Here is a 26,501-nt window from a genome sequence, read left to right as displayed (position 1 = left end):
GGGGAACGACAGCTGTCGTTCCCCCTTTGTGCGTTATGGAAAAACTCAGATCTCGGCCAGAATGGCATCGCCCATGGCGGTGCAGCCAAGGCAGGTGCAGCCCTCGCTCATATTGTCGGCGGTGCGCAGGCCCTTGTCCAGCACCTTGTTCACGGCGTTCTCGATGGCGTCGGCTTCCTCGGTCAGGCCGAAGGAGTAGCGCAGCATCATGGCGGCAGACAGGATGCAGGCGGTGGGGTTCACGATGTCCTTGCCGGCAATGTCCGGGGCGGAGCCGTGGATGGGCTCGTACAGGCCGCGGGTGCCGTCGCCCAGAGAAGAGGACGGGATCATACCGATGGAGCCGGTGATCATGGAAGCCTCGTCCGACAGGATGTCGCCGAACATGTTCTCGGTGACGATGACGTCGAACTGGGCGGGGTTCTTGACGATCTGCATGGCGCAGTTGTCCACGAACATCTCGCTGTATTCCACATCCGGGTACTCGGCCTGCAGGCGGTGCATCACGCTGCGCCACAGGCGGCTGGTGTCCAGCACGTTGGCCTTGTCCACGCAGCACAGCTTTTTGCGGCGCTTGCGTGCGGTCTCGAAGCCGATGCGGCCGATGCGCTCGATCTCGTGCTCCGAGTAGGGCATGGAGTCGATGGCCTGCTTCTCGCCGCTGGCGAGGGTGTGGGTCTCGTGACTGCCGAAGTATACGCCGCCGATCAGCTCACGCACGATGATGAAATCGATGCCCTGTGCCACGATCTCGGGCTTCAGGGGGCTGGCAGGAGCCAGCTGGGGCCAGATCTTGGCCGGGCGGTTGTTGGAGTACAGGCCCATGCCTGCGCGCAGGCGCAGCAGGCCCTTCTCCGGGCGCTGCTCACCGGGCAGACCCTCCCACTTGGGGCCGCCCACGGCACCCAGCAGGACGCTGTCCGCAGCAAGGCACTTGTCCAGCTCGTGCTGGGGCAGCGGGTCACCGTACTTGTCAATGGCTTCGCCGCCCATGGCAGCGTCGGTGTAGTGGAAGGTGTGGCCGTACTTTTCGGCCACCTTGTCAAGCACACGGATGGTCTGCTTGACGATCTCCGGGCTGGAGCAGTCGCCCCAGATGACAGCAATGTTTTTTTCCATTGGGAAACTCCTTCTATCGGTTTGAACCCTCTCAGCCAATGCCTATGGCATTGCCAGCTCCCCCGAAGGGGGAGCTTTTCAGGCGGGTAAGATATTGTTCGTTGTTTATCCTGGAAGAAAATACATTCGGGAAGATGCCAAAAAGCTCGCCCTTTGGGAGAGCTGGCGCGAAGCGCCTGAGAGGGTTACTGCTGCTTCGCCTTGATGGACTTCATCAAGCCACCGGCGGAGATGATCTCCTGAATGAACGGCGGGAAGGGTTCGGCATGGAACACCTTGCCGTTGGTCTCGTCGGTAATGACACCGGTGTCAAAGTCCACGCTCACGGTGTCGCCTGCGTTGATGGCGTCCACGGCCTCAGGGCACTCCATGATGGGCAGACCGATGTTGATGCTGTTGCGGTAGAAGATGCGGGCAAAGCTCTTGGCAATGACCACCGAGATACCGGCGGTCTTGATGCACAGCGGTGCGTGCTCACGGGAGGAGCCGCAGCCAAAGTTCCAGCCGCCCACCATGATGTCGCCGTCCTTCACCTTCTTGACGAAGTCCTTGTCGATGTCCTCCATGCAGTGGCTGGCCAGCTCTTTGGCGTCCTGCATGTTCAGGTGGCGGGCCGGGATGATGACATCGGTATCCACGTTGTCCGGGTATTTGAAAACAGAACCTTTTGCGTTCATTGTTGTGCTCCTTTCCGATCAGACCGTGCGGGGGTCGGTGATGTAGCCGGTCAGTGCGCTGGCGGCGGCAGTGGCGGGAGAAGCAAGGTAGACCTCACTCTTCACATGGCCCATGCGGCCCACAAAGTTGCGGTTGGTGGTGGAAACGCAGCGCTCGCCCTCGGCCAGAATGCCCATGTAGCCGCCGAGGCACGGTCCGCAGGTGGGGGTGGACACGATGCAGCCTGCATCGATGAAGGCGGTGGTCCAGCCGCGCAGGATGCATTCCTTGTAAACAGCCATGGTGGCGGGGATGATGATGCCGCGCACGCCCTTGGCAATGTGCTTGCCCTTGAGCACGTTGTAGGCGGCTTCCATGTCCTCCAGACGGCCGTTGGTGCAGCTGCCGATCACTACCTGATCGATCTTGATGTCCTTGCCCTCACTGGCAAGGTGGGTGTTCTCGGGCAGGTGGGGGTAGCTGACGGTGGGCTCCAGCTTGTCCAGATCGATCTCGATGGTCTTTTCGTACTCGGCATCGGGGTCAGCAGTGTAGAACACCGGCTCACGCTGGCTGCGGCCCTTGAGGTAGCTGCGGGTCACATCGTCCACCGGGAAGATGCCGTTCTTGGCACCGGCCTCGATGGCCATGTTGCAGATGCACAGGCGGTCGTCCATGGTAAGACCGGCAACGCCCGGGCCGGTGAACTCCATGGATTTGTACAGCGCACCGTCCACACCGATCATGCCGATGATGTGCAGGATCAGGTCCTTGCCGGACACCCGGGGGCCGAACTTGCCCTTGAGCACGAACTTGATGGCAGAGGGAACCTTGAACCATGCCATGCCGGTGGCCATACCGGCGGCCATGTCGGTGGAGCCGACGCCGGTGGAGAAGGCGCCCAGTGCACCATAGGTGCAGGTGTGGCTGTCCGCACCGATCACGCAGTCGCCTGCGGTCACGATGCCTTTTTCCGGCAGCAGGGCGTGCTCAATGCCCATCTGGCCCACATCGTAGAAGTTGAGGATGTCGTACTTGTTGGCGAACTCGCGGCACTGCTTGGACTGGGTGGCACTCTTGATGTCCTTGTTGGGCACAAAGTGGTCCAGCACGATGGCAATGTGCTCTTTGTCGAACACACCGTCAAAACCGGCCTTTTCAAACTCGTTGATGGCAACCGGGGTGGTGATGTCGTTGCCCAGCACGATGTCCAGCTTTGCATTGATGAGCTGGCCTGCCTTGACCTCGGCAAGACCGGCATGTGCGGCAAGAATTTTCTGCGTCAGGGTCATTCCCATGATGGTACTCTCCTTTTATCGAAAAAATGCTTTTACTTATTATTGATCGCGCTCACCAGTGCCTTGATGCCGGCCACGATGATATCGGTGTCGGTGCCGGCACCCCATGTGACGGTGTTATCGCCCCAGACAAGGCCGACGTAGGAGGCAGCGCGGGAGGTGGAGCCTTCGTCCAGACTGTGCTCGGAGTAGGTTTCGAGGTGGAACTCCATGCCGGTGGCGCTCTGGATGGCGTTTGCCACGGCGTCCAGACGGCCATTGCCCACCGAGGTGACCACCTTGCGCTGACCGTTCAGCTCCAGCGTGACGGTGGCGGTGATGCCGCCCACCTGTGCAAAGTGGGCTTCCAGAACGTTGAGTGGCTTGCAGCGGTTGAGGAAGGCATCCTCGAAGATGTGCAGCACCTCGTTTGCACTCAGCTCCTTGTGGCTGTGGTCGGAAACGCTCTTGACCTTGTAGCCCAGCGCCTCACGCATCTTGGGCGGCAGGTTGTAGCCGAAGTTCTGCTCCAGCACAAAGCCGATGCCGCCCTTGCCGCTCTGGCTGTTGATGCGGATGACGTCGGCATCGTAGGTGCGGCCGATGTCGTGGGGGTCCACCGGGATGTAGGGGCAGGTCCAGCGGTGCTCGCCATGCTCCTTGCGGTAGGCCATGCCCTTTGCAATGGCGTCCTGATGGCTGCCGGAGAAGGCGGCGAACACCAGCTGACCGGCGTAGGGGGTGCGCTCGTAAATGTGCATCCGGGTCACCCGCTCATAGGTGGCGCAGATGTCCGGCATATCGGAGAAGTCCAGCTTGGGGTCTACGCCGTGGCTGTACATGTTCATGGCCAGTGTCACGGCGTCCACGTTGCCGGTGCGCTCGCCGTTGCCGAACAGGCAGCACTCCACCCGCTGTGCACCCGCCAGCACGGCCAGCTCTGCGCAGGCCACGCCGGTGCCGCGGTCATTGTGGGGATGGGTGGAGATGATGACGCTGTCGCGGTACTTCAGGTGCTTGTCGCAGTATTCGATCTGGTTGGCGTAGACATGCGGCATGCTCATTTCCACGGTGACGGGCAGGTTGATGATCATGGGGCGGTCCGGGGTGGGCTGCATGATGTCCAGCACGGCATTGCACACATCCACGGCGTAGTCCACTTCGGTGCCGGTGAAGCTCTCGGGGCTGTACTCGAACAGGAAGTTGCCCTCGTACTCCTGACTGAGCTGCTTGACCAGCTTTGCGCCGTCGGTGGCGATCTTCTTGATCTCATCCTTGCTCTTGTGGAACACCTGCTCGCGCTGGGCCACAGAGGTGGAATTATAGAAGTGGATCACCGCCCGGGGAGCGCCCTTGACGGCCTCAAAGGTCTTGCGGATGATGTGGTCGCGGCACTGGGTCAGCACCTGCACGGTAACATCCTCGGGGATCATATTCTTCTCGATCAGGGTGCGCAGGAACTCGTACTCGGTGTCGCTGGCGGCAGGGAAGCCCACCTCGATCTCCTTGAAGCCGATTTTTACCAGCATCTGGAAGAACTCCAGCTTTTCCTCAAGGCTCATGGGCACGATCAGGGCCTGATTGCCGTCGCGCAGGTCCACACTGCACCATGCGGGGGCCTTTTCAATGTGATCCTTCTTTACCCAGCTGTCATAGCCTGCGGGTACCGGGTAGTAACCCGGAGCGTACTTGGTTGCGTCCATCATAATGTGCGTCCTCCTGAATAGCATAAAGCCTTCACCTCTTGGGGGGAAGGTGGCGCGTAGCGCCGGATGAGGGGTGTTTAGGGCAAAATGCTGCTGTCCTGCGCCCTCATCAGTCACCTGCGGTGACAGCTTCCCCCGACCGGGGGAAGCCTTCTGCCCCACTGCGACCGTTGTACGAAAAAAGGCTCTCGTCTTTCAAGGCGAAAACCTTGAGAGACGAGAGCCTGTAAATTCAAACTACAGGGCACCCGTGGTACCACTCTCTTTGCTGCGCCTTTGGGCACAGCCACTTTGCACGATCGGCTTTTTGCGGCGAATCGCTGCCCGGGTAACGGTGGGCGTCCGTCAGAGCCTACTTGCATGTTCAGCTCTGCCGCTCAGGGGCCAGTAACCGAAGCCCTCTGCACCCGCCTTGCACCACCCGGCGGCTCTCTGTACGCAGAAGAAATTCGTTTTTTCCCCGTCAACGCATTTGTGCTTTTTTCAAAGTGGACTAAGTTTAGCATGATTCGCAGGCAGTGTCAAGCAGTCTGGCTCATTCTCAAAATGAAACAATTTCACAAAAGAAGGGGCAGAATTTTCCAAAATTGTGCACGGGTCGATTCGATGCATTTTACAGTCGATTCGTGCCGGAGATCGTCCGGGGGAGGGGCAAGCATGATATGATACAGACAAAGAAAGAGAGGAGGCACTCATTTTATGAAACGATGGACCCGAAAACTCCTTGCCGGTCTGCTGAGCTTTGGTATGCTGCTGCAGGTGGCAAGTCCCCTCAGCGCACTGGCGGCAGAAGGTGGCACCAGCGGCGGACCGACTTTGACGATTGAAATAGATGACACCAATTTAAAGATTGACGAAAGCGGCTCGTACGATTTCCACTACAGCGACTATAGTGGTGACCACACAGTAACTATTGAAGTGACACGGAGTGGTGACACCTTTACATTGAATGGTGCTATTCCGTATTATACCACGATCACCGGTACAGACAGCCCAAACCTTGTGATGGATGGCGGAGAAGGCCCAATTGCAACGAGCAACCTCACAATAACTGGTATCCATGATTTTACAGCTACCACAAATTCAACAGCAAAAAGAGCGTTTGTTGGTTTGAATGTGGAGTGCACGGGTGACGTGAAAATCACTTCTCCCAGCACCTGTACCAGTGGGCTGACCATAAAAGGTGCAAACAAAGTGAACTTGACATCAGGAGGTACCAGCAACGATTGCAGTCATGCAGCGCTTCAGAGCGCAAACATCACCTGCAGTGGGAATGTGACGATTGAAAATACGAACCCCGCAGCAGTATTGTCCAATGAAGAATTGTACATTACGACGCCGGGTCTGGTTGCGCTCAGTTGCAGCGGCAGCGATGTCATGACGGGCAGATATGGCAGATACGGGATGTCAGTCATTACGTCCGGCGGCCTTATCATGAACAATGCATCTGGCTCGTTTGGCGATGTCAACTTCACACGGCCAGAGGGTAACACGAACAGCTTTATCGTCAGTGTGGGAAGCAGCGACGGCACGATGCAGGCGCAGAGCGGCATTATGGCAGACAATTTTGGAATCAACTACATCCGAGCAGATAACTACCAAAAGGACTACCGGAATTGCATGAGCATCCTGCCGGGCGAATATGAAGAGTATGGCATTACGCTTTCTGTTTTTGGCGGAAGCAGCGTAAAAGTAACAAACTTAAATAAAGACAATGTTGTTCTTCGCGGCTATTACAAGAACAGCATACTGAAGTACGACAAAGACACCAATACGCTGACTGCGGATGAAGTGTTCCAAGCGGGCAACACTACCACGATCAAAGGCAATGAAACTTCCAAGCTCGCGCTGAAACAGAGCAGTGAAAAAGGTCTGGACATTAAAAACATGGCCGAAATCAATGTGGACGGCGACATAGGCGGCTATCTTAAGGTCAGCAACTGCACCGGTGATGTGACGATCAATGGCAGTGTGAGTGATTATGTGCTTGCCACCGTTGACGGTAATGTGAAAATTGTTGGCAGCAGTGAAAAGCCTCTAATCGATGGTGGCTTTGTCAGTGATGTTACCGCCAGCAGTTTGCTGCTGGAGAACACCAGCGGCGGAAAGCTTGGAAAGGTGACCTTTACCAAGCCCGACAGTACCAAGACCTATCGTGTGACCACCGGCAAGAGCAGCACAGACCCTGACCGTACCTCCGTCATCATGAAGGGCAACAGCTATACACTGTCTGCCGACAGCGATATTTCTTACCTGTATATTGAGCCCACCAATCCAGAAACACCTCCCGAACCGGAAGTCCCTGCTGAGCTGGAAATTACCGTAAACGGCAAGAGCTACAAATTTGGCAAGGATGCCGCGCATACAACGCTCAATGATGACTCCGGTGTCATGGTTACTTATTTTGAAAACGGCAATTATTACAAGATTGACGGCGGGTTTAACAGTGCTGTCACCGTTAGCGGCACCAACAACAAAACGCCCAACGTCAAAATGGAAAACGATAACGGCCAAATCACCTCGGGCACGCTGGCCGTTACCAGTGTGAACGATTTCACTGCAGAATCCAATGTGGAGATCGCCGGTGAAGAACTGAACATTATTGCAGACGGCGATGTCAACCTGAGCGGTATGTCGTTTATCAAGACCGTCGTCAAATCTAAGAGCCTGACCATGGATACGGCCAAGAGCCTAGGCGATGTTACCTATATCACCCCGAACGGCAATACCTATACCCCCACCAAGGAAGAAGCTGACAGTACCACGCTGAAGCTTGACGCAAGTACCGTCGATGGTAGCAGTAATCCCGGCAATGACGACACCCCTGCCACCACCGACTCCGGTTCTGACGCAGGCGGCGCTGTTGCAGCCGTTCTGGTGGGCGGCGCTGCAGTCTGGGGCGGCTACGAGATTGCTACCCGGGTGATCCTGCACAATATCCTGCCCGAGGGCACAGCCATCCCCGCAAACCGCGGCCAGCTGGCACTGCTCGTCTGGAACAATGCAGGACGTCCCGCGCCTGTGAACGAACCTGCCTTTGCGGATATGGACGACGCCGACATGGCAAAGGCTGCACAGTGGTGCGTGGAACAGGGCATCATGGAGGCCAAGACCGCAGAAACCTTCAAGCCGGAAGGCTGGATGCCCAAGCTCAAGGTCATTGAGGTCTGGAACAAGGCGTTCCCCAAGCAGTAAACCCATACTAAACCAAAGAGAGCGGCTTCGGCTGCTCTCTTTTTGTATGCAGAGGGAACCTTTGTTAACAAACTGCTAAGTTTTTGGAAAGTTCTGCTCGAACCGCTGTTGCGGGCCCGGCGGCTGTGCTATACTACTTGCATCAAGAACCAAAGGAGGAATTGCGTCATGAAAGAAGTCAAACCTTCCAAAAAGCCGCTGGCGATCTATTACGCCATCGTGCTGGCGGTCCTGCTGCTGCTCAACCTTGTGCTGCTGCCGTGGATGAGCGAGCGTCAGGTGGAGGAAGTGGACTACGGTACCTTTATGACCATGACCGAGGAAAAGAACATCGGCCGTGTGGATATCGAATCCAACCAGATTATTTTTACCGATAAAGAGGAAAAGCAGGTCTACAAGACCGGCCTGATGAACGACCCGGAGCTTACCCAGCGCCTGTATGACGCCGGAGCACAGTTTTCCAGCGAGATCGTGGAGCAGGGGTCGCCGGTGCTCAATTTCCTGATCTGGTTCCTGCTGCCCATCCTGCTGTTCAGCTTCATCGGCAATCAGATGAACAAAAAGCTGATGGAAAAGGCCGGCGGCGGCCCGGGGGCTATGATGTTCGGCGGCGTGGGCAAGTCCAACGCCAAGGTCTATGTGCAGTCCACCCACGGCATCCGCTTTGCGGATGTTGCCGGTGAGGATGAAGCTAAGGAAAACCTGCAGGAGATCGTGGATTACCTGCACGACCCCGGCAAGTACGAGAGCATTGGCGCATCCATGCCCAAGGGCATCCTGCTGGTGGGCCCTCCGGGCACCGGCAAGACCATGCTGGCCAAGGCCGTGGCAGGCGAATCCAACGTGCCCTTCTTCTCCATTTCCGGTTCCGAATTTGTGGAGATGTTCGTGGGCATGGGCGCGTCCAAGGTGCGCGACCTGTTCCGGCAGGCCAAGGAAAAGGCCCCCTGCATCGTGTTCATCGATGAGATCGATGCCATCGGCCAGAAGCGCAACAGCGGCAATCTCGGCGGCAACGACGAACGTGAGCAGACTTTGAACCAGCTGCTCACCGAGATGGACGGCTTTGAGGGCAACACCGGTGTTATCATTCTGGCGGCCACCAACCGCCCGGATTCGCTGGACCCGGCCCTGACCCGTCCCGGACGTTTTGACCGCCGTGTGCCGGTGGAGCTGCCCGACCTCAAGGGCCGCGAAGAGATTTTGAAAGTGCACGCCAAAAAGGTGGCGCTGGCCCCGGGCATCGACTTCAACACCGTGGCCCGCATGGCCTCCGGTGCATCCGGTGCGGAACTTGCCAACATCGTCAACGAAGCAGCCCTGCGCGCCGTGCGTGCAGGCCGCAAGAGCGTGACCCAGGCCGATCTGGAGGAGAGCATCGAGGTGGTCATTGCAGGCTACCAGAAGAAGAACTCCATCCTCACCGATAAGGAAAAGTGCATCGTGGCCTACCACGAGATCGGCCATGCACTGGTGGCGGCCAAGCAATCCAACTCTGCCCCTGTGCAGAAGATCACCATTATCCCCCGCACCTCCGGCGCACTGGGCTACACCATGCAGGTGGACGAGGGCAACCACTACCTGATGAGCAGGGAAGAGCTGGAAAATAAGATCGCCACCCTCACCGGCGGACGCGCCGCCGAGGAAGTGGTGTTCCGATCCATCACCACCGGTGCCTCCAACGATATCGAGCAGGCCACCAAGCTTGCCCGCGCCATGCTTACCCGCTACGGCATGAGCAAGGACTTTGACATGGTGGCGCTGGAGACCGTGAACAACCAGTATCTGGGCGGCGACACCTCGCTGGCCTGCTCGGCACAGACCCAGCGCGAGATCGACCAGAAGGTGGTGGAGCTGGTCCGGGCCCAGCACGAAAAGGCTGTCCGCATCCTGACCGACAACCGCGCCAAGCTGGACGAGCTGGCACAGTATCTGTACCAGAAGGAGACCATCACCGGCGAGGAGTTCATGGAGATCCTGAACCGGGAACCGGCACAGGCCCAGTGACCCCGGCGGCAGAGCATCCAAAAAATTTTTATAGCCCACTGCAATAATCCCGCCGCCGCATCCGTTTATAAGACAGATGCGGCGGTTTTGTATTACACCGCATGGCAGACCATGGTTTTCCACAAAACAAAAATGTGCGGTGAAAAACCGCCGTCAACGGAGGTATTCCAAATGAAACTGAACCATAAATTTGTCCGTACCGTCACCACCACCGCTGCAGTGCTGGGTGCTGCCGCCATGCTGAGCGTGGGCGCATTTGCCGCAGAGGCAGACATCAACGACCCTGCTGCCGCAGGCTATCTGCCCCCGCAGGAGCAGATGGTGCAGGGGGATATCGCCCTGCACAGCGCCGATGTGGCGATCGGCGAAAAGGACCCCACCTACGGCGGCTACGGCGCACCGGAGGGAAACCCCATTCAGGGCAATATCATGCTGATCTCCGGCGATGAGCTGGCCGCCCCGTCCGCAGATGCAGCGGCGAAAAAGAGCGAGGCCCGCTACACCGTCAAGGGCCTGTTCGGCAGAGAAGTGCTGTACACTGCCCGCCAGAAGGACAGCGTGCTGACGCTGGATGTGCCCGCCGGTTCTGCTACCTTCCGCACCACCGTGCAGGACATGCAGACCCTGCTGAACGAGGGTGTGAGCACGCTGGTGGTCCAGACTGAGAAGGGCTCCACCACTCTGAACCTGTCTCTGCTGGTGGAGGGCCAGAAGGGCACCGACCGCGTGGTGCTGCGCCGACTGGGCGAAAACACCTTCCTCACCGTAGGCCTGCGCTGCCGCCGCGATTTGATCGTGGGGCGCTGACCGCTGAGATCAAATGATGAAAGGGCTGCTGCACGCAGAGATGTGCAGCGGCCCTTTTTGCGCTTTTCTGTTAAGTTTTTGAAAATTTGCGCAGATGTCTTTGCAAAGTCTGCCGGGAGATGTTATAGTTAAATTGAAACAGTATGCATTCCCGATAGAAAGGAAAAGACGCCATGGAACACTTTGTGGAGTTTGAGGACGTTTGCAAATACTACCAGACCGGCAGTGTGAAGATCGCCGCCGCAGACCACCTGAATTTCTATGTGGATAAGGGCGAGTTCTGTATCATCGTGGGGCCCTCCGGCGCAGGCAAGACCACCCTGCTGAATATCCTTGGCGGTATGGACAGCTGCGACGAGGGCAACGTCTGGCTGGACGGCCAGAACGTGAGCCACTTTACCGCCAGAGAGCTGACGACCTACCGCCGGTACGATGTGGGCTTTGTGTTCCAGTTCTACAACCTTGTGCAGAACCTGACCGCACTGGAGAACGTGGAGCTGGCCAGCGAGATCTGCCGCGACCCGCTGGACCCCAAAGAGACCCTGCGCAGCGTGGGTCTGGGAGAGCGGCTGAACAACTTCCCGGCCCAGCTTTCCGGCGGCGAGCAGCAGCGGGTGTCCATTGCCCGCGCACTGGCCAAAAACCCCAAGCTGCTGCTCTGCGACGAGCCCACCGGTGCACTGGACTACAAGACCGGCAAGCAGGTGCTGGCCCTTTTGCAGGATACCTGCCGCCGCACCGGCCGCACGGTGATCGTTATTACCCACAACACCGCCCTGACGGCGATGGCAGACCGCATCATTCAGGTGCGCAGCGGTAAGATCGTCTCCAATCAGGTCAACGAGCACCCTGTGCCGGTGCAGGAGATTGAGTGGTGAGAGCTGTGCTGAAAAGTTATCGTAAAAACATCCTGCGGGAAATGAAGGACAATCTGAGCCGTATGGTCTCGCTGTTCGGCATCGTAGCGCTGGGCGTCATGATGCTGACCGGCCTGATGAGTTTTGCGCCCAGCATGCGCATCGCCGGGCAGAAATACTACGTGCAGCAGAACGTGTTTGACCTGCGGGTGCTGTCCACGCTGGGCCTTTCGGAGGACGATATCACCGCCATTGCCGCCGTGGACGGCGTGGAGGCTGTGCAGACGGTAAAATATCAGGACGTGGAGGCCCAGTGGCAGGGCCAGAGCGAGACGGCGGTGGTGCGCCTGCAGCAGCTTCCCGCCAACCCCGGGGCCGACACGGCAGAAAATATGAACCGTCTGGTGCTGCTCTCGGGCCGGATGCCTGAGACCCCGGACGAGTGCGTGGTGCATGTGATGGGCTACGGCGACCCGGTGGAGCCGGGCACGGTGCTCACCCTGCCGGAGGACACCGAACATGTGAGCAGGAAGCAGTTCACGGTAGTGGGCACCGTGCAGGACCCGCAGCATTTTTCCACGGACAAGGAGAGCAGCACCGCCGGTGACGGCCAGCTGGATGATATCGTATTCCTGCCGGAAGGCAGCCTGACCATGGATTATTATACGGCTTGCTATCTCAAGGTGAAAAATGCCGGCCTGTATGATAATTATTCGGACGAGTATCAGGCGACAGTGGATGACACAGCCGCAAGGGTAAAGGCCATCAGCGGGGCACAGTGCACAGCCCGGCGGGCGGAGCTGATCGAGGACGCCAGTGCAGAGCTGGCCGACGCCCGGGCCGAGTACAACGACAAAAAAGCCGAAGCAGACCGTCAGTTTGCGGAGGCAGAGCAGCAGCTGACCGATGCACAGGCGCAGCTGGACAGCGCCAAGGCCCAGCTGGACGCGGGCGAAGCGGAGCTTGCCGCCAGCAAAAAGGCCCTGCCGGATACCATGCAGGGCGGTGCGGACGAGCTGGTGAGCGGTGAGCAGCAGCTGCTGGAATTTGAGGATCAGCTGCAGCAGATCGAGATGCTGGTGAACCTGAAAAAGGTCGCCGACCCGCTGCTGGGCTATGCGGAAACGGCTCTGCACAACGCGCAGAAGGCGCTGGACGAGGCCGAGCCCGCCGATGAGGAATACACCGACCTGCGGGATGCCCTGCAGAAGGCGCAGGATGCTTACGACAACATCAGCGGCCAGCTGAACGGCTATCAGGCCCAGCTGGACGAGGGCAAGCGCCAGATGTATGCGCAGGGACTGATCTCTTCGCCCAGCCTTTCCAACGAGCAGCTGGTGACCGAAGCCAAAGCCGCACTGCGCCAGATGAAGGTAAAGCTTCTGCAGGGGCAGCTGCAGCTGACCACCGGCACGGCCACAGCCTACACCCAGTTCGATGCGGCGCGCACCCGGCTGGACGAGGGCTGGCAGGAATACAGGGACGGCGTGCAGCAGCTGGCCGATTCCCGCGCGGAGTACGAGAGCCGGAAGGCCGAAGCCGAACAGCAGCTGGCCGACGGCCTTGCCCAGCTGAACGACGCCGAGGAGCAGGTGAGCCAGATCAAGAGCGGCGAGTGGTATGTGCTGGACCGCGGCTCCACCATGAGCTTTGTCACCTTTGAGCAGTATGCCGACCGCATGGATGCCATTGCACGGGTGTTCCCGGTGTTCTTCTTTCTGGTGGCGGCACTGGTGGCCACTACTACCATGACCCGCATGGTGGACGAGAACCGCCTGCAGCTGGGCACCCTGAAAGCACTGGGCTACTCCAACGCAAAGATCGCAGGCAAGTACCTGTTCTATGCTCTCAGCGCCAGCGTGCTGGGCAGCATCGTGGGCATGATTATCGGCTTTGTGGTGTTCCCGCTCATCATCTGGTACGCCTACCAGATGATCTTCAGCATGTCCACCTTCACGCTGCACTTTTACCCCGGCATGGCGGCAGCCAGCGTGGCCATCAGCGCGGCCGTCATCGGTTTTGCCACATGGAGCGCCTGCCGCGCCAGCCTGAAGGAAAAGACCGCAGCCCTGCTGCTGCCCCGGGCACCTGTGGCGGGCAAGCGCATCTTTTTGGAGTACATCACCCCGCTGTGGCAGCACATGAGCTTCTCCCAAAAGACCACAGCCCGCAACCTGTTCCGCTATAAGAAGCGCTTTTTCATGACAGTGCTGGGCGTGGCGGGCTGCACGGCGCTGCTGCTCATCGGCTTTGGCATTCAGGATTCCATCCTGCCCATCGTGGACAAGCAGTCTGAGCAGCTGACCCACAACGATATGACCATCGTCCTCAGCGACGAAAAGGCACTGACCATGGAGCAGGGCCTTGCCAGCACGCTGGACAGCAGCAGTGCGGTCCGCAGCTGGGGCGCGTTCTACACAAAGTCCACCACCCTTTATAATGAAGAGGGCGGGAGCGCTGACGTCAGCATCGTGGGCGCGGAGGACGACGCCCGGATGACCGAATACTTCACCTTCCGCACCCGGGTGGGCCACAATCCCATTCCCTTTGAAGAGGACAGCGTGATCCTGACCGAAAAAACGGCCCTGAATCTGGGACTGAGCGTGGGTGATACGTTCTACGTGGAGGCTGCAGACGGGAGCCGTGTGCCGCTGACCCTGACCGGCATTGCCGAGAACTACATGTTCACCCGGCTGTATCTGTCCGGTGCGCAGCTGGAGAGCCTGCTGGGCGGCACACCGGAGTGGAATACCGTGTACGGCCTGACCGGCTGTGCCACCGAGGCGGAGTACAACGCCCTGCGCACAAAGCTGCTGGGCTGCAACTACGTCAGCAGCGTCAGCTTCACCGAGGACACCACCTCCATGTTCGGCAGCCTGATCGGCAGCCTGAACTACGTGGTGGTACTGATCATCGTGTGCGCGGCGGCACTGGCGGCGGTGGTGCTGTACAACCTGATCAGCGTCAACCTTGCCGAGCGCAAAAAGGAGCTTGCCACCATCAAGGTGCTGGGTTTCTATGACAAAGAAGTGTACCGCTACATCTTCCGCGAGATCGAGCTGTTGTCCCTCATCGGCTCCGGCGTAGGCCTGCTGCTGGGCGTGCCGCTGCACCGGTTCATCATCCTGACCGTGGAAATGGATCAGCTGATGTTCATTCGCACCATTGCACCCCGCAGCTACCTGCTGGCAGTGGCGCTGACCATGCTGTTCACCGTTGTGGTCTGCTTTGCCATGCGGCGGCATGTGCGCCATATCAGCATGGTGGAAAGCATGAAGGCACCGGAGTAATTGTTCACTCCTGCAGCGCGGCAAAGAACCGGTAAATTCATAAAAGCTTCATATAAATAACATGTTTTCGCTGAAATTATCTGGTATCCTGATATCACCGGACAGGCAGAGCCGCAACTGCCTGAATGGGTAACATGATTCCTCCTTTACAAACCAAATACCGCAAAAAATACCGCGCCCCGTCTGTTCCGCAGCAGACAGGGCGCGGCGTTTTGTTATGGACGAAAAGTACAGCGCGGGCTGCCGCTCAGACCGTCAGCCCTGCAGCCTCTTCCGCGATGGCATCTGCCTGCATCTGGGTGAGCACCCGGCACTTGACCATCCGCTTGAGCACGGTCTGGGTGCGCTTGAGGGCCAGCTCCGGGCTGCTGGCGTAGAGCGAGGGCGCGTTGGGCAGGCCCGCCAGAAACACGGCTTCGGCATCGGTCAGTTGGGCGGGTTCCTTGCCAAAGTATCCCTCGGCGGCCTGCGTGATGCCGTAGCAGCCGTTTCCAAAATAGATGGTGTTGGCGTACATCTCAAAGATCTGCTGCTTGGAGTAGGCCTTTTCCAGATCGAACGCGGCCAGCATTTCGGCGGCCTTGCGGGCCAGATGCTTGTCCTGCGTGAACAGCTCGTTCTTGGCCAGCTGCTGGGTCAGGGTGCTGCCGCCCTCGGCCAGAGAGTGGGTGCGCAGGTCGGCCAGCAGAGCGCGGGCGATGGCACCCGGGTCGATGCCCTTGTGGGTCATAAAGTGCTCGTCCTCGGTGCAGATGACCGCATTGATATAGGTCTGCGGCAGCGCATCGTAGGAGGTATAGCTCCCGCGGGCACGGATGGTGTCGTACATGGAAGCTACCGGGTAGCTGCTGGCGGCACTGCGGTACAGCTGCCTGCCCTGATAAAAGAACCAGCCGCCCGCCAGCAGTCCGCCGAGCAGCAGAATGCACAGGAAGGTGAGCAGACTCTGTGTTACAAAACGAAAGAAACGATGAAGCATCGAAAAACTCCTTTGATGATAAAAAAGAACGCTACCATAATAAACGATTTGCCGGGCTTTTGCAAGAACGGTTCCAGTATAGCAGCAAATTTTTAAGGTTTTATCAAGGAATGGAAAAAGTTCTCCGAAGAAGCAGAAAAAGTATGACTCCTGTTGCAACTGCACAAGGCTCTGCCGCAAATGCGGGCTGCGCATCGTGCAGAAAACTCAATTTGCAAAAAACTGGAATTAACCCATTGACAAACTAGGTAAGAAGGAATATAATGCAGACAACAAATCCACAAGCCTGATGGGAAATTGAAAGACCGGCTTGTAGAGGAGTGGGAAAGAGTTTTACGGGAAAGGAGGGCACGGATATGAAGCTGATTTGGAACGACCTGCTGCATGCAAACTTCCGCTGTGGGCGAATGTGCGGTGACCGGGCAGAACATCTGGCTGTGAACTGTACGATGCCCTCTTGTTGTGCACGAATGTGTGCCCGAATGTGACATGGGACAGTTTTACAGCTGAATTGTGATTGCCCGGTGCGCTTTTGTATCACGCATCGGGATTTTTTGTATCAGGAAATTATACTAAAAGTACAAATAGAGAGGTAAAATACAATGTCTAACTATAAATTTGAGACCCTGCAGCTTCACGTTGGCCAGGAGCAGGCCGATCCCGCAACCGATTCCCGCGCAGTGCCTATCTACCAGACCACTTCCTATGTGTTCCGCAACAGCCAGCACGCAGCAGACCGCTTTGGTCTGGCAGATGCCGGCAACATCTATGGCCGCCTGACCAACTCCACCCAGGACGTGTTCGAGAAGCGCATCGCTGCTCTGGAGGGCGGCGTGGCTGCTCTGGCAACCGCCTCCGGTGCCGCTGCCATCACCTACACCATCGAGGCACTGGCACAGGCCGGTGACCACATCGTGGCCCAGAAGACCATCTACGGCGGCAGCTACAACCTGCTGGAGCACACCCTGACCCAGTTCGGCGTCACCACCACCTTTGTGAACGCACACGATCTGGCCGAGGTGGAGAACGCCATCCAGCCCAACACCAAGGCGATCTATCTGGAAACTCTGGGCAACCCCAACAGTGATATCCCCGATATCGACGCCATTTCTGCCATCGCGCACAAGCACGGCCTGCCGCTGGTCATCGATAACACCTTCGGCACCCCGTACCTGATCCGTCCCATTGAGCACGGCGCAGATATCGTTGTTCATTCCGCCACCAAGTTCATCGGCGGTCACGGCACCACGCTGGGCGGCATCATCGTGGACAGCGGCAAGTTCGACTGGAAGGCAAGCGGCAAGTTCGGCAACATCGCCGATCCCAACCCCAGCTACCACGGCGTCTCCTTTGCCGATGCAGCAGGCCCTGCAGCCTTTGTCACTTACATCCGTGCGATCCTGCTGCGTGATACCGGTGCCACCATTTCTCCGTTCAACGCCTTCCTGCTGCTGCAGGGCACCGAGACCCTGAGCCTGCGCATCGAGCGCCATGTGGAGAACACCAAGAAGGTGGTCGAGTTTCTGGCAAACCACCCGCAGGTGGAGAAGGTCAACCACCCCTCCCTGCCGGATCACCCGGATCACGCCCTGTACGAGAAGTACTTCCCCAACGGCGGTGCTTCCATCTTTACCTTCAACATCAAGGGCGGCCGCGAGGAAGCATTCAAGTTCATCGATAACCTGAAGATCTTCTCTCTGCTGGCAAACGTTGCGGATGTGAAGAGCCTTGTCATCCACCCCGCTTCCACCACCCACAGCCAGCTGAACGATCAGGAGCTGGCCGAGCAGCAGATCTACCAGAACACCATCCGCCTGTCCATCGGCACCGAGCACATCGATGATATCATTGCCGATCTGGAGGCAGGCTTCGCAGCTGTCCGCGGTGAGTAAATCGCTTTCCCTTGAGCGTCTCCGACAGAGTGTGTATGTGCCTTGTCTTTTCTTCTTTTCTCTCCTTGTCTGATGAAACTATTCCCTGTATCCTGGGGCGTATCTGACACCTTAAACAGTTCCTGAACACAGCAAAAGGGCCCCTGCCAACCGGCGGGGGCTCTTTTGCGGTCAGATGTGCTTTAACCTTTGACACCGCCCAGCGCCACACCGCGGACGATGAACTTGGAGAGCAGCAGGTAGACGATGATCACCGGCAGGATGGCGATGGCCACCATCATGTACACCTTGCCCATATCGAACTTGAGGAAGTCTGCGCTGCGCAGCTGTGCAATGAGGATGGGCAGGGTCTTTTTGTCGGCGCTGTCCAGCACCAGAGCGGGGATGAAGTAGTTGTTCCAGCTGGCCACGAAGGAGAAGATGGCCTGCACGGCAAGGGCCGGCTTCATGATGGGCAGCACGATCTTATTAAAGGTATAGAACTCGCCTGCACCGTCGATGCGGGCAGCCTCCACGATCTCCATGGGCAGGGAAGCGTCCAGATACTGCTTCATGAAGAAGAACACCGTGGGTGCTGCGATGCTGGGCAGGATCAGCGGAACAAAGCTGTTTTTCAGACCCATTTTGGTGATGAGCTGCAAAAAGCCCAGAGCCGATACCTGCGTGGGCATGGTCATGATGAGCAGGATGATGGCAAAGGCGGCTTTTTTGAACCGGAAATTGTAGGCGTAGATGCCGTAAGCCGTCAGGGCCGAGAAATACACGCTGAGGGCTGCCGAGCAGGCGGAGATGATCAGGCTGTTGCGGATGCCGGTGCCCACCGGGATGTTGGCGTCTGCCAGCACGTTCCGGAAGTTGGTGACGAGGGACTTGCCCGGCAGCAGCGAGAAGCCCTTCTGAATCTCAAAATGGGTGCGGGTAGAGTTGATCACCAGCACATAGAAGAAGAACAGACACAGAAAGCTGATGAGCACCAGCACCAGATAGCACCAGGCGCGGCGTGCCGCCAGTGTTGCTTTTTCAGACTGCGTTTTCGGAGTGCGTGCCATATTCACTTGCCCCCTTTAGCTGCTGCCTTCCGGGCAGCTTTCAATTCCCTGCGCTGAGCTTTGGTCAGGCCGTCATCCTCCCGGGTGAGGGAGAAGTAGACCACCACGCACAGCACCGCACAAACGAGGAACAGCACCACCGAGACAGCACCGGCCATGCCGTAGTTCTTGCTGAACAGGTGGTTGTTCAGGTACATGATCATGGTGGTGGAGGTGCGGTCCGGCCCGCCCTTGCCGTTGGTGAGGATCTGCGGCACATCGAACATCTGCAGGCCGCCGATCATGGAGGTGATCATCACGTAGACCAGAATGGGCCGGATGAGCGGGATGGTGATCTTCCAGAACATCTGGTTCGGGGTGCAGCCGTCCAGCTCCGCAGCCTCGTACAGGGTGGGGTCCACGCCCATGATGGCTGCCATGAGCATGATGGTGGTGTTGCCGAACCACATGAGGAAATTCATCAGGCCGATGAGTCCCCGGTTGCCCCACACGGTGTTCAAAAAGCTGATGGGAGTCTTGATCCAGCCCATGCTCAGCAGCACGGCGTTCACCGGGCCGTTGTCCGAGAACAGCGCAAAGAACAGCATGGCAAAGGCCGAAGCCATGATCAGGTTGGGCATGTAGATGACCGTTTTGAAGAAGGTCTGGCCCTTCAGTTTCAGGCGCAGGTCGGTGAACCATGCCGCCAGCAGCAGCGAAACGGCGATCTGCGGGATAAAGCCGATGATCCACAGGATCAGCGTGTTGCTGAAATACTTGGGCAGGTCGGTGGCGAACAGGGTGATGTAGTTTTTCAGGCCCACAAAGCTGGGGCCGATGATCTTCAGGCCGCTGCGGTAATATTCAAAAAAGCTGTAGTAGATGGTGGATGCCAGAGGGATCAGCTGGAATACCGCGAAGATGATAAAGAACGGCGCAATGAAGATGTAGCCCCATTTCGCGTAGCTGATCGACCCTTTCTTTTTCTTTTCTCCCATAGGATCGCCTCCTGTTATCTGTAGAAAAGCAAAGAGGGCGGGCGAGATATGCCGCCCGCCCTCTGTATTTACTTTTCCGTGTCAGCGAATTGGGTCATGCCGCGATCATGCGGGCCAGACCACATCGGTCAGCTCGGGGTACTTCTCCTTGATGGCGGTCTCGAAGTTTGCCTTTGCGGTATCCTCGTCCACGTTGCCGGTGAAGTAATCCTTGAACGCATTCTGGAAGCTCTCGTTCAGGCCCTGATCGTAGGGGCCTGCGTTGGACATATCGATCTTCTTTGCAGCCTCGGCAAACAGGGCAATGTGGTTCTGGCCGCCAAGGAAGTCGGACTTGTAATCGCTGCCTGCGATCTCTTCCATGGCCTTCTCGTTGTTGGTGTAGTCCTGCGTATCCATGGTGATCTGCTTCATGATGGCTTCATCGCAGGTCAGCTTCTGCATAACATCCTTAATGGTCTCGATGTTGTCGCTGCCGGCTGCGCCGCAGATCCAGGTGCCGCCCCAGTAGTAGGGCTGAGGGCCTTCGCACACAGCGTAGTCGCCGTAGATGCCGTTGCCCACTTCCTCCTTGCCGCCCTCGGCCACAGGGGTCTCCAGCGAGTTGCCCAGTAGGGTGAAGTTGATGCCCCATGTGGAGTAGAAGAAGCCGAACACCTTGCCGGTGGGGCCCTGATCGGCCGCCCACTGGCTGTCCCACAGGCTGGACTTGTTGTTGTAGCCCTTGTCGGTGTATTCCTTGGTCTGTTCCACCCACTTCATGATGTTCTCGTCCACGGTGACGGTGGTGCCGTCCACCCACGGAGCGGCCACATTGTTGGAGAAGGTGCGGTATGCATCGTCAAAGCCGGACAGCATCTTGTAGCCCTTGGCAGAGGCCTGTGCCGCCACATCGTTGAACTTATCCCAGTCGGACAGGTGTGCCTGCACCTCGGTGGGGTCGTCGGTGCCCAGAACATCCTTGGCAATGCTGCGGCGGTATGCAAACAGGCCGGGCGTTGCCTGCCATGTGGTGCCGCGCTGGCTGCCGTCCACCGTGACGATGTCCTTGGTATACTGGTACTGACCGGCCAGATCGGAATCGGTCAGGCCGATGTCGGCCTTCACATCCAGAACGTAGTCGGAATCCACATACTTCAGCGCGTAGTCGGCCTCGATCAGGAAAATATCGATCTTGTCATCGTCGGCGGCGCTGTCCTGACTCAGCAGTGCTTCGTCCAGCTTGTTCTGATAGTTGTTGTTCTCGTTGGCGTTGATGGTCCACTTGACGGTGGTGCCGTCCTTCAGGGTGGTGGTGGACTTGTCCGCTGCGATCTCGGAGACTTCCGGATAGTAGTCGTTGAAGCGGCTCTGGAACTCGTCGTTCCAGCACCAGATGTTCAGCACCTTGCCGGCGGCAGAGGTGCCGGAAGCGGCTGCGCTGGATGCGGGAGCGGAAGAAGCGGTGCTGGTGGAAGCGGAGGAACCGCCGCAGGCAGCCAGAGCTGCACCAATGGTCACTGCGCCGGATGCGAGCAGGAAATTACGACGAGAGATCTTTTTCATAAGGGTAAACCTCCTTCATGGTTTTCCATTATCTGCAAAAAAGCTTTCTTCTTAAAAAAGGCTCCACGAACCAGAACCTTGGGAGACGGATCAGAGGCTGCGGACCGACCCGCCGTCCAGCAGCTTGCCGGAAACGCGGATCTGTTCCGGCAGGGTCACACGCGGGTGCTCGATGAACTCGATGAGCTTGTCGGCGGCGGTGCGGCCCAGCGCGGTGGTGTTCTGCCGGTAGGTCACCAGCTGGGGCTTGACCACCCGGGAAAGGTAGATGCCGTCGTAGCCCATCACCGAGATGTCCTCGGGGATCGAAAGGCCCGCTTCGCTGATGGCGTTGTAGCCGCCCAGCGCGGAGAAATCGTCCGGGAAGATGATGCAGGTGGGCCGCTGCGGCAGTGCCAGCAGGGCCATGGTCTCGGCGGCACAGCGGTCGGCATCGTGGTAGATGCCCTCCCGCACATATTCCTCCGGAACCTTCAGGCCCAACTCTTCGCTGGCCTGATAGAAGCCCGCCAGACGGTTCTCGGTGACGGCGGTCTTTTCGCCGTGGATAAAGGCGATGCGGCGGTGGCCGCAGGCCCATGCCTGCCGCACCAGAGCCTTCAGGCCGGAAACGTTGTCCGAGAGGATGGCCATGCGGTTGTTGAACACATGGTCGATGGTGACGACGGGCACCTCGCTGTTCACCAGCTCCACCACCTGCGGGTCGTAGAAGTTCACGCAGGCGATCACCACGCCGTCCACATTGCGGTAGCGGCAGTGCTCCAGATAGCTCATGCTCCGGCCGCTGATGTTGTGGTTGATGAAGGTGATGTCGTAGCCGTGCTTTTCCGCTTCCACCTTGAAGCTGTCCAGCACAGCAGAAAAATATTCGTGGGTCAGGCCGCTCTGCCGTTCGTCCACGAACAAAACGCCCAGATTGTAGGTGCGGTTGGTCTTGAGGGAACGGGCGGCGGCGTTGGGCAGGTAGCCCATGCGGTGCGCAGCGGCCCGCACCCGCTCCCGGGTGGCGGCCGAGATGTCCGGCTGGTTGTTCAGCGCCTTGCTGACCGTTGCCACCGATACACCGCATTCCTTGGCCAGATCTTTCAGGGACGGCATCACTTTGCTGCCTCCTTCAGGAAATATTGTGCGGGGATGTTCTCTGTCGATTGCTTAATCGTTTTCGCAATTTCATGATAGCGCATTGTGCATCAAAAATCAAGCGCATGAGAAAAACTTTCATTGCTTTTCATGAAAGTTTGGCGTTCTGTCCGTTTTCGGGGAAGCGGAATTGTGCATTCCGGATGGATTTCGTTACATTTCGATGAAAACTGAAAACATTTTCGCTGCGAGTTTCGCTGCCGATGTTATTACCTCTAAATGGGGTCCGGACGGTTTCGTTTCCCGCCGGCACCGGGAAGAACGGCAGCGGAACTGCGCAAGAAAGATGAAGATACGCGGGTTTGTGAACGCTGTTTCCGGAAATTTTTTTGCGGGACCCCTTGCTTTTTTGTGCGGCTTCGGCTATGCTAAAGGCGAAGAGAATGCTTCTGCCTGAGTTCTTAATCGTTTTCGCAAAACGATGCAGCCGGCTGTCCCGGCCGCTGATAAGGAGGAAGCATTTATGAGATTCGGCCATTTTGATGACGCACGCAGGGAATATGTCATCACCACCCCGCAGACCCCGCTGCCGTGGATCAACTACCTTGGCAGTGAAGACTTTTTCAGTCTGGTCTCCAACACGGCGGGCGGCTACAGCTTTTACCGGGACGCCCGGCTGCGCCGCCTGACCCGCTACCGCTACAACAGCTCTCCGCTGGACATGGACGGCCACCACATCTACATCAAGGATGGCGGCATGGTCTGGAACCCCGGCTGGCAGCCCACCAAGACGCCGCTGGACCGCTACAGCTGCCGCCACGGGTTGGGCTACACCATTCTGGAGGGCGAAAAGGACGGCATCTGCGCCGCGCAGGAGCTGTTCGTGCCCAAGGGCGATGCCTGTGAGCTGGACCGGCTGACCCTGACCAACCGCAGCGATCGTCCCCGGGAGCTGGACGTGTTCAGCTATGTGGAGTTCTGCCTGTGGGACGCTGTAGACGACAGCACCAACTTCCAGCGCAACTTCTCCACCGGCGAGGTGGAGGTGGAGCCGTGTGCCATCTACCACAAGACCGAGTACCGGGAGCGCCGCGACCACTACGCGGTGTTCTGGTCCAACACCCCCGTCACCAGCTTTGACACCGCCCGGGATGCTTTTTGCGGCGTGTACGGCGGCCCGGCAGACCCGCAGGCCGTCCGTGCCGGACACTGCAGCGGCAGCATCGCCCACGGCTGGGCACCGGTGGGTGCGCTGCACATCCATGTCACCCTTGCCCCCGGGGAGGAAAAGAAGATCCTCTTCGGTCTGGGCTACATCGAGAACCCGCAGGAGGAAAAGTTCACCGCCCCCGGCGTCATCAATAAGACCCGCGCCCACGCCATGATGGCCCGCTACGCCGACGATGCACAGGTGGATGCTGCCCGCGCCGCGCTGGCCGACCACTGGGAGAGCCTGCTGTCCGGCTACCGGCTGCAGTCCGGCGAGGAAAAGCTGGACCGCATGGTGAACCTCTGGCATCAGTACCAGTGCATGGTCACCTTCAACATGAGCCGCTCGGCCAGCTACTACGAGAGCGGCACCGGCCGCGGCATGGGCTTCCGGGACAGCTGTCAGGACCTGCTTGGCTTTGTGCACATCGTCCCCGCCCGGGCGCGGGAGCGCATTCTGGACATTGCCGCCACCCAGTTCGAGGACGGCAGCGCCTACCATCAGTATCAGCCCCTGACCAAAAAGGGCAACCGGGATGTGGGCACCGGCTTCAACGATGACCCGCTGTGGCTCATTGCTGCCACCGCCGCCTATCTGCGGGAGACAGGCGACTGGCCCATTCTGGAAGAACAGGTGGCCTTTGAGAACGACGAGCGCAAGGCACAGCCGCTTATGGAGCACCTGCGCCGCAGCTTTCGCTTTACCTGCACCCATCTTGGCCCCCACGGCCTGCCGCTCATTGGCCGTGCGGACTGGAACGACTGCCTGAACCTGAACTGCTTCTCGGAGCACCCGGGCGAGAGCTTCCAGATCACCGGTCCCAGCGAGGGCCCGGTGGCCGAGAGCGTGTTCATTGCGGGCATGTTCGTCAAGTACGGGCGCGAGTATGCAGAGCTGTGCGACCGCCTGCAGCTTGCCGATGAGGCCGCAGCTGCCCGCCGGAGCATCGACGCCGTGGAGCAGGCGGCCCTGACCGCAGGCTGGGACGGCGCATGGTTCCGGCGCGCCTACGATGCTTTCGGCAACCCTGTGGGCAGCAGGGAATGCACCGAGGGACAGATCTTCATTGAGCCGCAGGGCATGTGCGTCATGGCAGGCATCGGCAGGGAGACCGGGCAGGCCGCGCAGGCGCTCCGGAGCGTGGAGGAGCGGCTGGACACCCCATACGGCGTGGTGCTGCACCAGCCCGCCTACACCAGCTACCAGCTGAATCTGGGCGAAATTTCCAGCTATCCGCCGGGATACAAGGAGAACGCAGGCATCTTCTGCCACAACAATCCGTGGATCAGCTGCGCCGAAACCATGCTGGGCCATGGAGACCGGGCCTTTGAGGTGTATCGCAAGACCTGCCCGGCCTACATCGAGGATATTTCCGAGATCCACCGCACCGAACCCTACGTCTACAGCCAGATGGTGGCGGGCAGGGATGCACCCACCTTCGGCGAGGCGAAAAACAGCTGGCTGACCGGCACGGCCGCATGGACTTTCGTCAATGTGAGCCAGTACATTCTGGGCATCCAGCCCACGCTGGACGGCCTGCGGGTAGACCCCTGCATCCCCCACACCCTGACCGGCTACACCGTCACCCGCCGCTACCGGGGCGCAGTGTATCACATTGCAGTGGACAACACCGCCGCCGTGCAGCACGGTGTGCAGAGCATCACGGTGGACGGCAAAGCCCTTGCGGGCAATGTGCTGCCGCTGGCTGCTGCCGGGACTACAGTGCAGGTGCGGGTGACCATGGGCTAAACCGACTTTCTCTGCTTTTTCATAATAATCTCCTCATAGCCAGATCCGCTGCGCAGACCCCTGCACGGCGGGTTTGGTCTGTAAAGGCGTGAACTATCCGGCGGCATAACGATCAAAAATGCGCTCTGCGTTCACGATCATTCCCCTCCCTCTTGCAATTTTGGTGCAAAGGGTGTAGAATACAGTCACAATCAAATACAGGGGAGCTCGTGACAGCGGGCTGAGAGGAAGTATCCGAACTTCGACCCTTTTACCTGATGCGGATAATGCCGCCGTAGGAAGTCATCCATATGATTTTTTGCAGGAGGCCCCGCAGAAGGGGGTCTCCTGTTTTTTGTTGTAGCTTATTTTACTGTTTTGAGGAGGATGCCTTGTACCTTTCTGCGGGGGAGTGCCGCAGCGGACTGAGGGGGAGCGCCCTGAGTGCCGTGAATCGTCAGCGATGGGAAGCCGTGTTCCGGCGTGAGAGGAGACCAGAAAGTCTCGACCGCTTGTAGATCTTGCCTGTGCCATCCGGTACGGGCTGTTTGCGGGGGCGCTGTACGGTTTTGCTGCTCCCGCAGGAGAAAGGAGCCTTGCCTTATGAAAAATATCTCTGTGAAAAAGCTGGCGCTGGCCGGTATGCTGTGTGCTTTGTGCGTGGTGGGCAGCGTGTTCAGCTTCCCCATGTTTGGCAGCAAATGCGCACCCATCCAGCACATGGTCAACGTGACCTGCGCCGTGCTGCTTGGCCCGTGGTGGGGCCTGGGCGTGGCCTTTGTGGCCTCCCTGCTGCGCAACCTGCTGGGTCTGGGCAGCCTGATGGCCTTCCCCGGCAGCATGTTCGGTGCTTTGCTGTGCGGCCTTGTGTACGCTAAGACGAAGAACATCTTTGCCACCATGGTGGGCGAGGTGTTCGGTACCAGCATTCTGGGCGGTCTGTGCGCCTACCCGGTGGCCATCTTCCTCATGGGCAAGAGCGCCGGTGATATCGCGTTTTATGCCTACATCGTGCCTTTCCTCATCTCCACTGCCGTGGGTTCCATCATTGCGGGCGTGCTGGTGTACAGCCTGCAGCGCTCCGGCGCACTGCGCTCCATGCAGAACAGTCTTTCCTGACGGAGGG

At 58.6% G+C, this 26,501-nt stretch carries 18 protein-coding genes, 1 riboswitch and 1 other annotated feature; of the genes, 9 read left to right on the top strand and 9 right to left on the bottom strand.

From position 1 onward, the window contains the following. Nucleotides 1-45: 45 nt before the first annotated feature. The 4 genes from leuB to ACNSPV_RS03210 form a co-directional block, all read right to left on the bottom strand. Nucleotides 46-1,119 carry a 3-isopropylmalate dehydrogenase gene (gene leuB / locus ACNSPV_RS03225; protein WP_348584650.1) on the bottom strand — a complete coding sequence of 358 codons (1,074 nt, stop codon included), beginning with the start codon at nucleotides 1,117-1,119 and terminating at the stop codon, nucleotides 46-48. A gap of 185 nt (nucleotides 1,120-1,304) precedes the next feature. Then, complete coding sequence (gene leuD, locus ACNSPV_RS03220) at nucleotides 1,305-1,796, bottom strand: 3-isopropylmalate dehydratase small subunit (protein WP_348584651.1); 492 nt, start codon at nucleotides 1,794-1,796, stop codon at nucleotides 1,305-1,307. A gap of 18 nt (nucleotides 1,797-1,814) precedes the next feature. Beyond that, on the bottom strand, nucleotides 1,815-3,074 hold the full coding sequence (leuC, locus tag ACNSPV_RS03215) for a 3-isopropylmalate dehydratase large subunit (RefSeq protein ID WP_348584652.1): 1,260 nt from the start codon (nucleotides 3,072-3,074) through the stop codon (nucleotides 1,815-1,817). 32 nt (nucleotides 3,075-3,106) lie between these two features. After that, nucleotides 3,107-4,759, bottom strand: a complete 1,653-nt coding sequence (locus ACNSPV_RS03210; RefSeq protein ID WP_348584653.1) for a 2-isopropylmalate synthase — start codon at nucleotides 4,757-4,759, stop codon at nucleotides 3,107-3,109. A 209-nt stretch (nucleotides 4,760-4,968) separates the two neighbouring features. After that, nucleotides 4,969-5,235, bottom strand: a binding site (T-box leader). A gap of 223 nt (nucleotides 5,236-5,458) precedes the next feature. On the opposite strand from ACNSPV_RS03210, the gene ACNSPV_RS03205 reads away from it, so the two are divergent. The 5 genes from ACNSPV_RS03205 to ACNSPV_RS03185 all read left to right on the top strand — a co-directional run bounded on the left by ACNSPV_RS03205 (nucleotide 5,459) and on the right by ACNSPV_RS03185 (nucleotide 14,915). Further along, nucleotides 5,459-7,954 carry a hypothetical protein gene (locus tag ACNSPV_RS03205; RefSeq protein ID WP_348584654.1) on the top strand — a complete coding sequence of 832 codons (2,496 nt, stop codon included), beginning with the start codon at nucleotides 5,459-5,461 and terminating at the stop codon, nucleotides 7,952-7,954. Nucleotides 7,955-8,122: 168 nt separating this feature from the next. Continuing rightward, complete coding sequence (ftsH, locus tag ACNSPV_RS03200) at nucleotides 8,123-9,961, top strand: ATP-dependent zinc metalloprotease FtsH (protein WP_348584655.1); 1,839 nt, start codon at nucleotides 8,123-8,125, stop codon at nucleotides 9,959-9,961. A 171-nt stretch (nucleotides 9,962-10,132) separates the two neighbouring features. Next, nucleotides 10,133-10,768: a hypothetical protein gene (locus ACNSPV_RS03195; protein WP_044953740.1), complete on the top strand. Its 636-nt coding sequence runs from the start codon at nucleotides 10,133-10,135 to the stop codon at nucleotides 10,766-10,768. Nucleotides 10,769-10,941: 173 nt separating this feature from the next. Continuing rightward, on the top strand, nucleotides 10,942-11,646 hold the full coding sequence (locus ACNSPV_RS03190) for an ABC transporter ATP-binding protein (RefSeq protein ID WP_005942271.1): 705 nt from the start codon (nucleotides 10,942-10,944) through the stop codon (nucleotides 11,644-11,646). Continuing rightward, nucleotides 11,643-14,915, top strand: coding sequence for an FtsX-like permease family protein (locus ACNSPV_RS03185; protein ID WP_348584656.1), 3,273 nt, complete (start codon nucleotides 11,643-11,645; stop codon nucleotides 14,913-14,915). The genes ACNSPV_RS03190 and ACNSPV_RS03185 overlap by 4 nt, the downstream gene beginning before the upstream one ends. A gap of 247 nt (nucleotides 14,916-15,162) precedes the next feature. On the opposite strand, the gene ACNSPV_RS03180 is transcribed toward ACNSPV_RS03185, so the two are convergent. Next, nucleotides 15,163-15,894, bottom strand: a complete 732-nt coding sequence (locus ACNSPV_RS03180; protein WP_249238077.1) for a biosynthetic peptidoglycan transglycosylase — start codon at nucleotides 15,892-15,894, stop codon at nucleotides 15,163-15,165. Nucleotides 15,895-16,250: 356 nt separating this feature from the next. Between ACNSPV_RS03180 and ACNSPV_RS03175 the strand changes: the two genes are divergently transcribed. Together ACNSPV_RS03175 and ACNSPV_RS03170 are read left to right on the top strand one after the other, a co-directional pair. Continuing rightward, on the top strand, nucleotides 16,251-16,382 hold the full coding sequence (locus ACNSPV_RS03175; RefSeq protein ID WP_339395399.1) for a hypothetical protein: 132 nt from the start codon (nucleotides 16,251-16,253) through the stop codon (nucleotides 16,380-16,382). A gap of 114 nt (nucleotides 16,383-16,496) precedes the next feature. Further along, entirely contained in the window at nucleotides 16,497-17,786 is a 1,290-nt protein-coding gene (locus tag ACNSPV_RS03170) for an O-acetylhomoserine aminocarboxypropyltransferase/cysteine synthase family protein (RefSeq protein ID WP_249238078.1), read from the top strand. Between the two features lie 182 nt (nucleotides 17,787-17,968). Here the strand turns inward: ACNSPV_RS03170 and ACNSPV_RS03165 are convergent, their stop codons facing one another. The 4 genes from ACNSPV_RS03165 to ACNSPV_RS03150 form a co-directional block, all read right to left on the bottom strand. Continuing rightward, complete coding sequence (locus ACNSPV_RS03165; protein WP_348584657.1) at nucleotides 17,969-18,835, bottom strand: carbohydrate ABC transporter permease; 867 nt, start codon at nucleotides 18,833-18,835, stop codon at nucleotides 17,969-17,971. 2 nt (nucleotides 18,836-18,837) lie between these two features. After that, complete coding sequence (locus ACNSPV_RS03160; RefSeq protein ID WP_117529995.1) at nucleotides 18,838-19,812, bottom strand: carbohydrate ABC transporter permease; 975 nt, start codon at nucleotides 19,810-19,812, stop codon at nucleotides 18,838-18,840. 105 nt (nucleotides 19,813-19,917) lie between these two features. Further along, nucleotides 19,918-21,357, bottom strand: coding sequence for a carbohydrate ABC transporter substrate-binding protein (locus ACNSPV_RS03155; protein ID WP_348584658.1), 1,440 nt, complete (start codon nucleotides 21,355-21,357; stop codon nucleotides 19,918-19,920). Nucleotides 21,358-21,447: 90 nt separating this feature from the next. Then, the gene (locus ACNSPV_RS03150) at nucleotides 21,448-22,455 is read right to left on the bottom strand and encodes a LacI family DNA-binding transcriptional regulator (RefSeq protein WP_339395395.1); all 1,008 of its coding nucleotides are present in this window, start codon (nucleotides 22,453-22,455) and stop codon (nucleotides 21,448-21,450) included. A gap of 505 nt (nucleotides 22,456-22,960) precedes the next feature. Between ACNSPV_RS03150 and ACNSPV_RS03145 the strand changes: the two genes are divergently transcribed. Together ACNSPV_RS03145 and thiW are read left to right on the top strand one after the other, a co-directional pair. After that, nucleotides 22,961-25,396: a GH36-type glycosyl hydrolase domain-containing protein gene (locus ACNSPV_RS03145; RefSeq protein WP_348584659.1), complete on the top strand. Its 2,436-nt coding sequence runs from the start codon at nucleotides 22,961-22,963 to the stop codon at nucleotides 25,394-25,396. 189 nt (nucleotides 25,397-25,585) lie between these two features. Continuing rightward, nucleotides 25,586-25,694, top strand: a riboswitch (TPP riboswitch). Nucleotides 25,695-25,978: 284 nt separating this feature from the next. Further along, nucleotides 25,979-26,494, top strand: a complete 516-nt coding sequence (gene thiW, locus ACNSPV_RS03140; RefSeq protein WP_348584660.1) for an energy coupling factor transporter S component ThiW — start codon at nucleotides 25,979-25,981, stop codon at nucleotides 26,492-26,494. Nucleotides 26,495-26,501: the final 7 nt, after the last annotated feature.

Origin of the sequence: Faecalibacterium sp. 3 (assembly GCF_048323735.1) — a bacterium.
Classification (GTDB): Bacteria; Bacillota; Clostridia; order Oscillospirales; family Ruminococcaceae; genus Faecalibacterium; species Faecalibacterium wellingii.
Note: the sequence above shows the minus strand (reverse complement) of the source record. Positions and strands in the feature narration are given on the sequence as shown.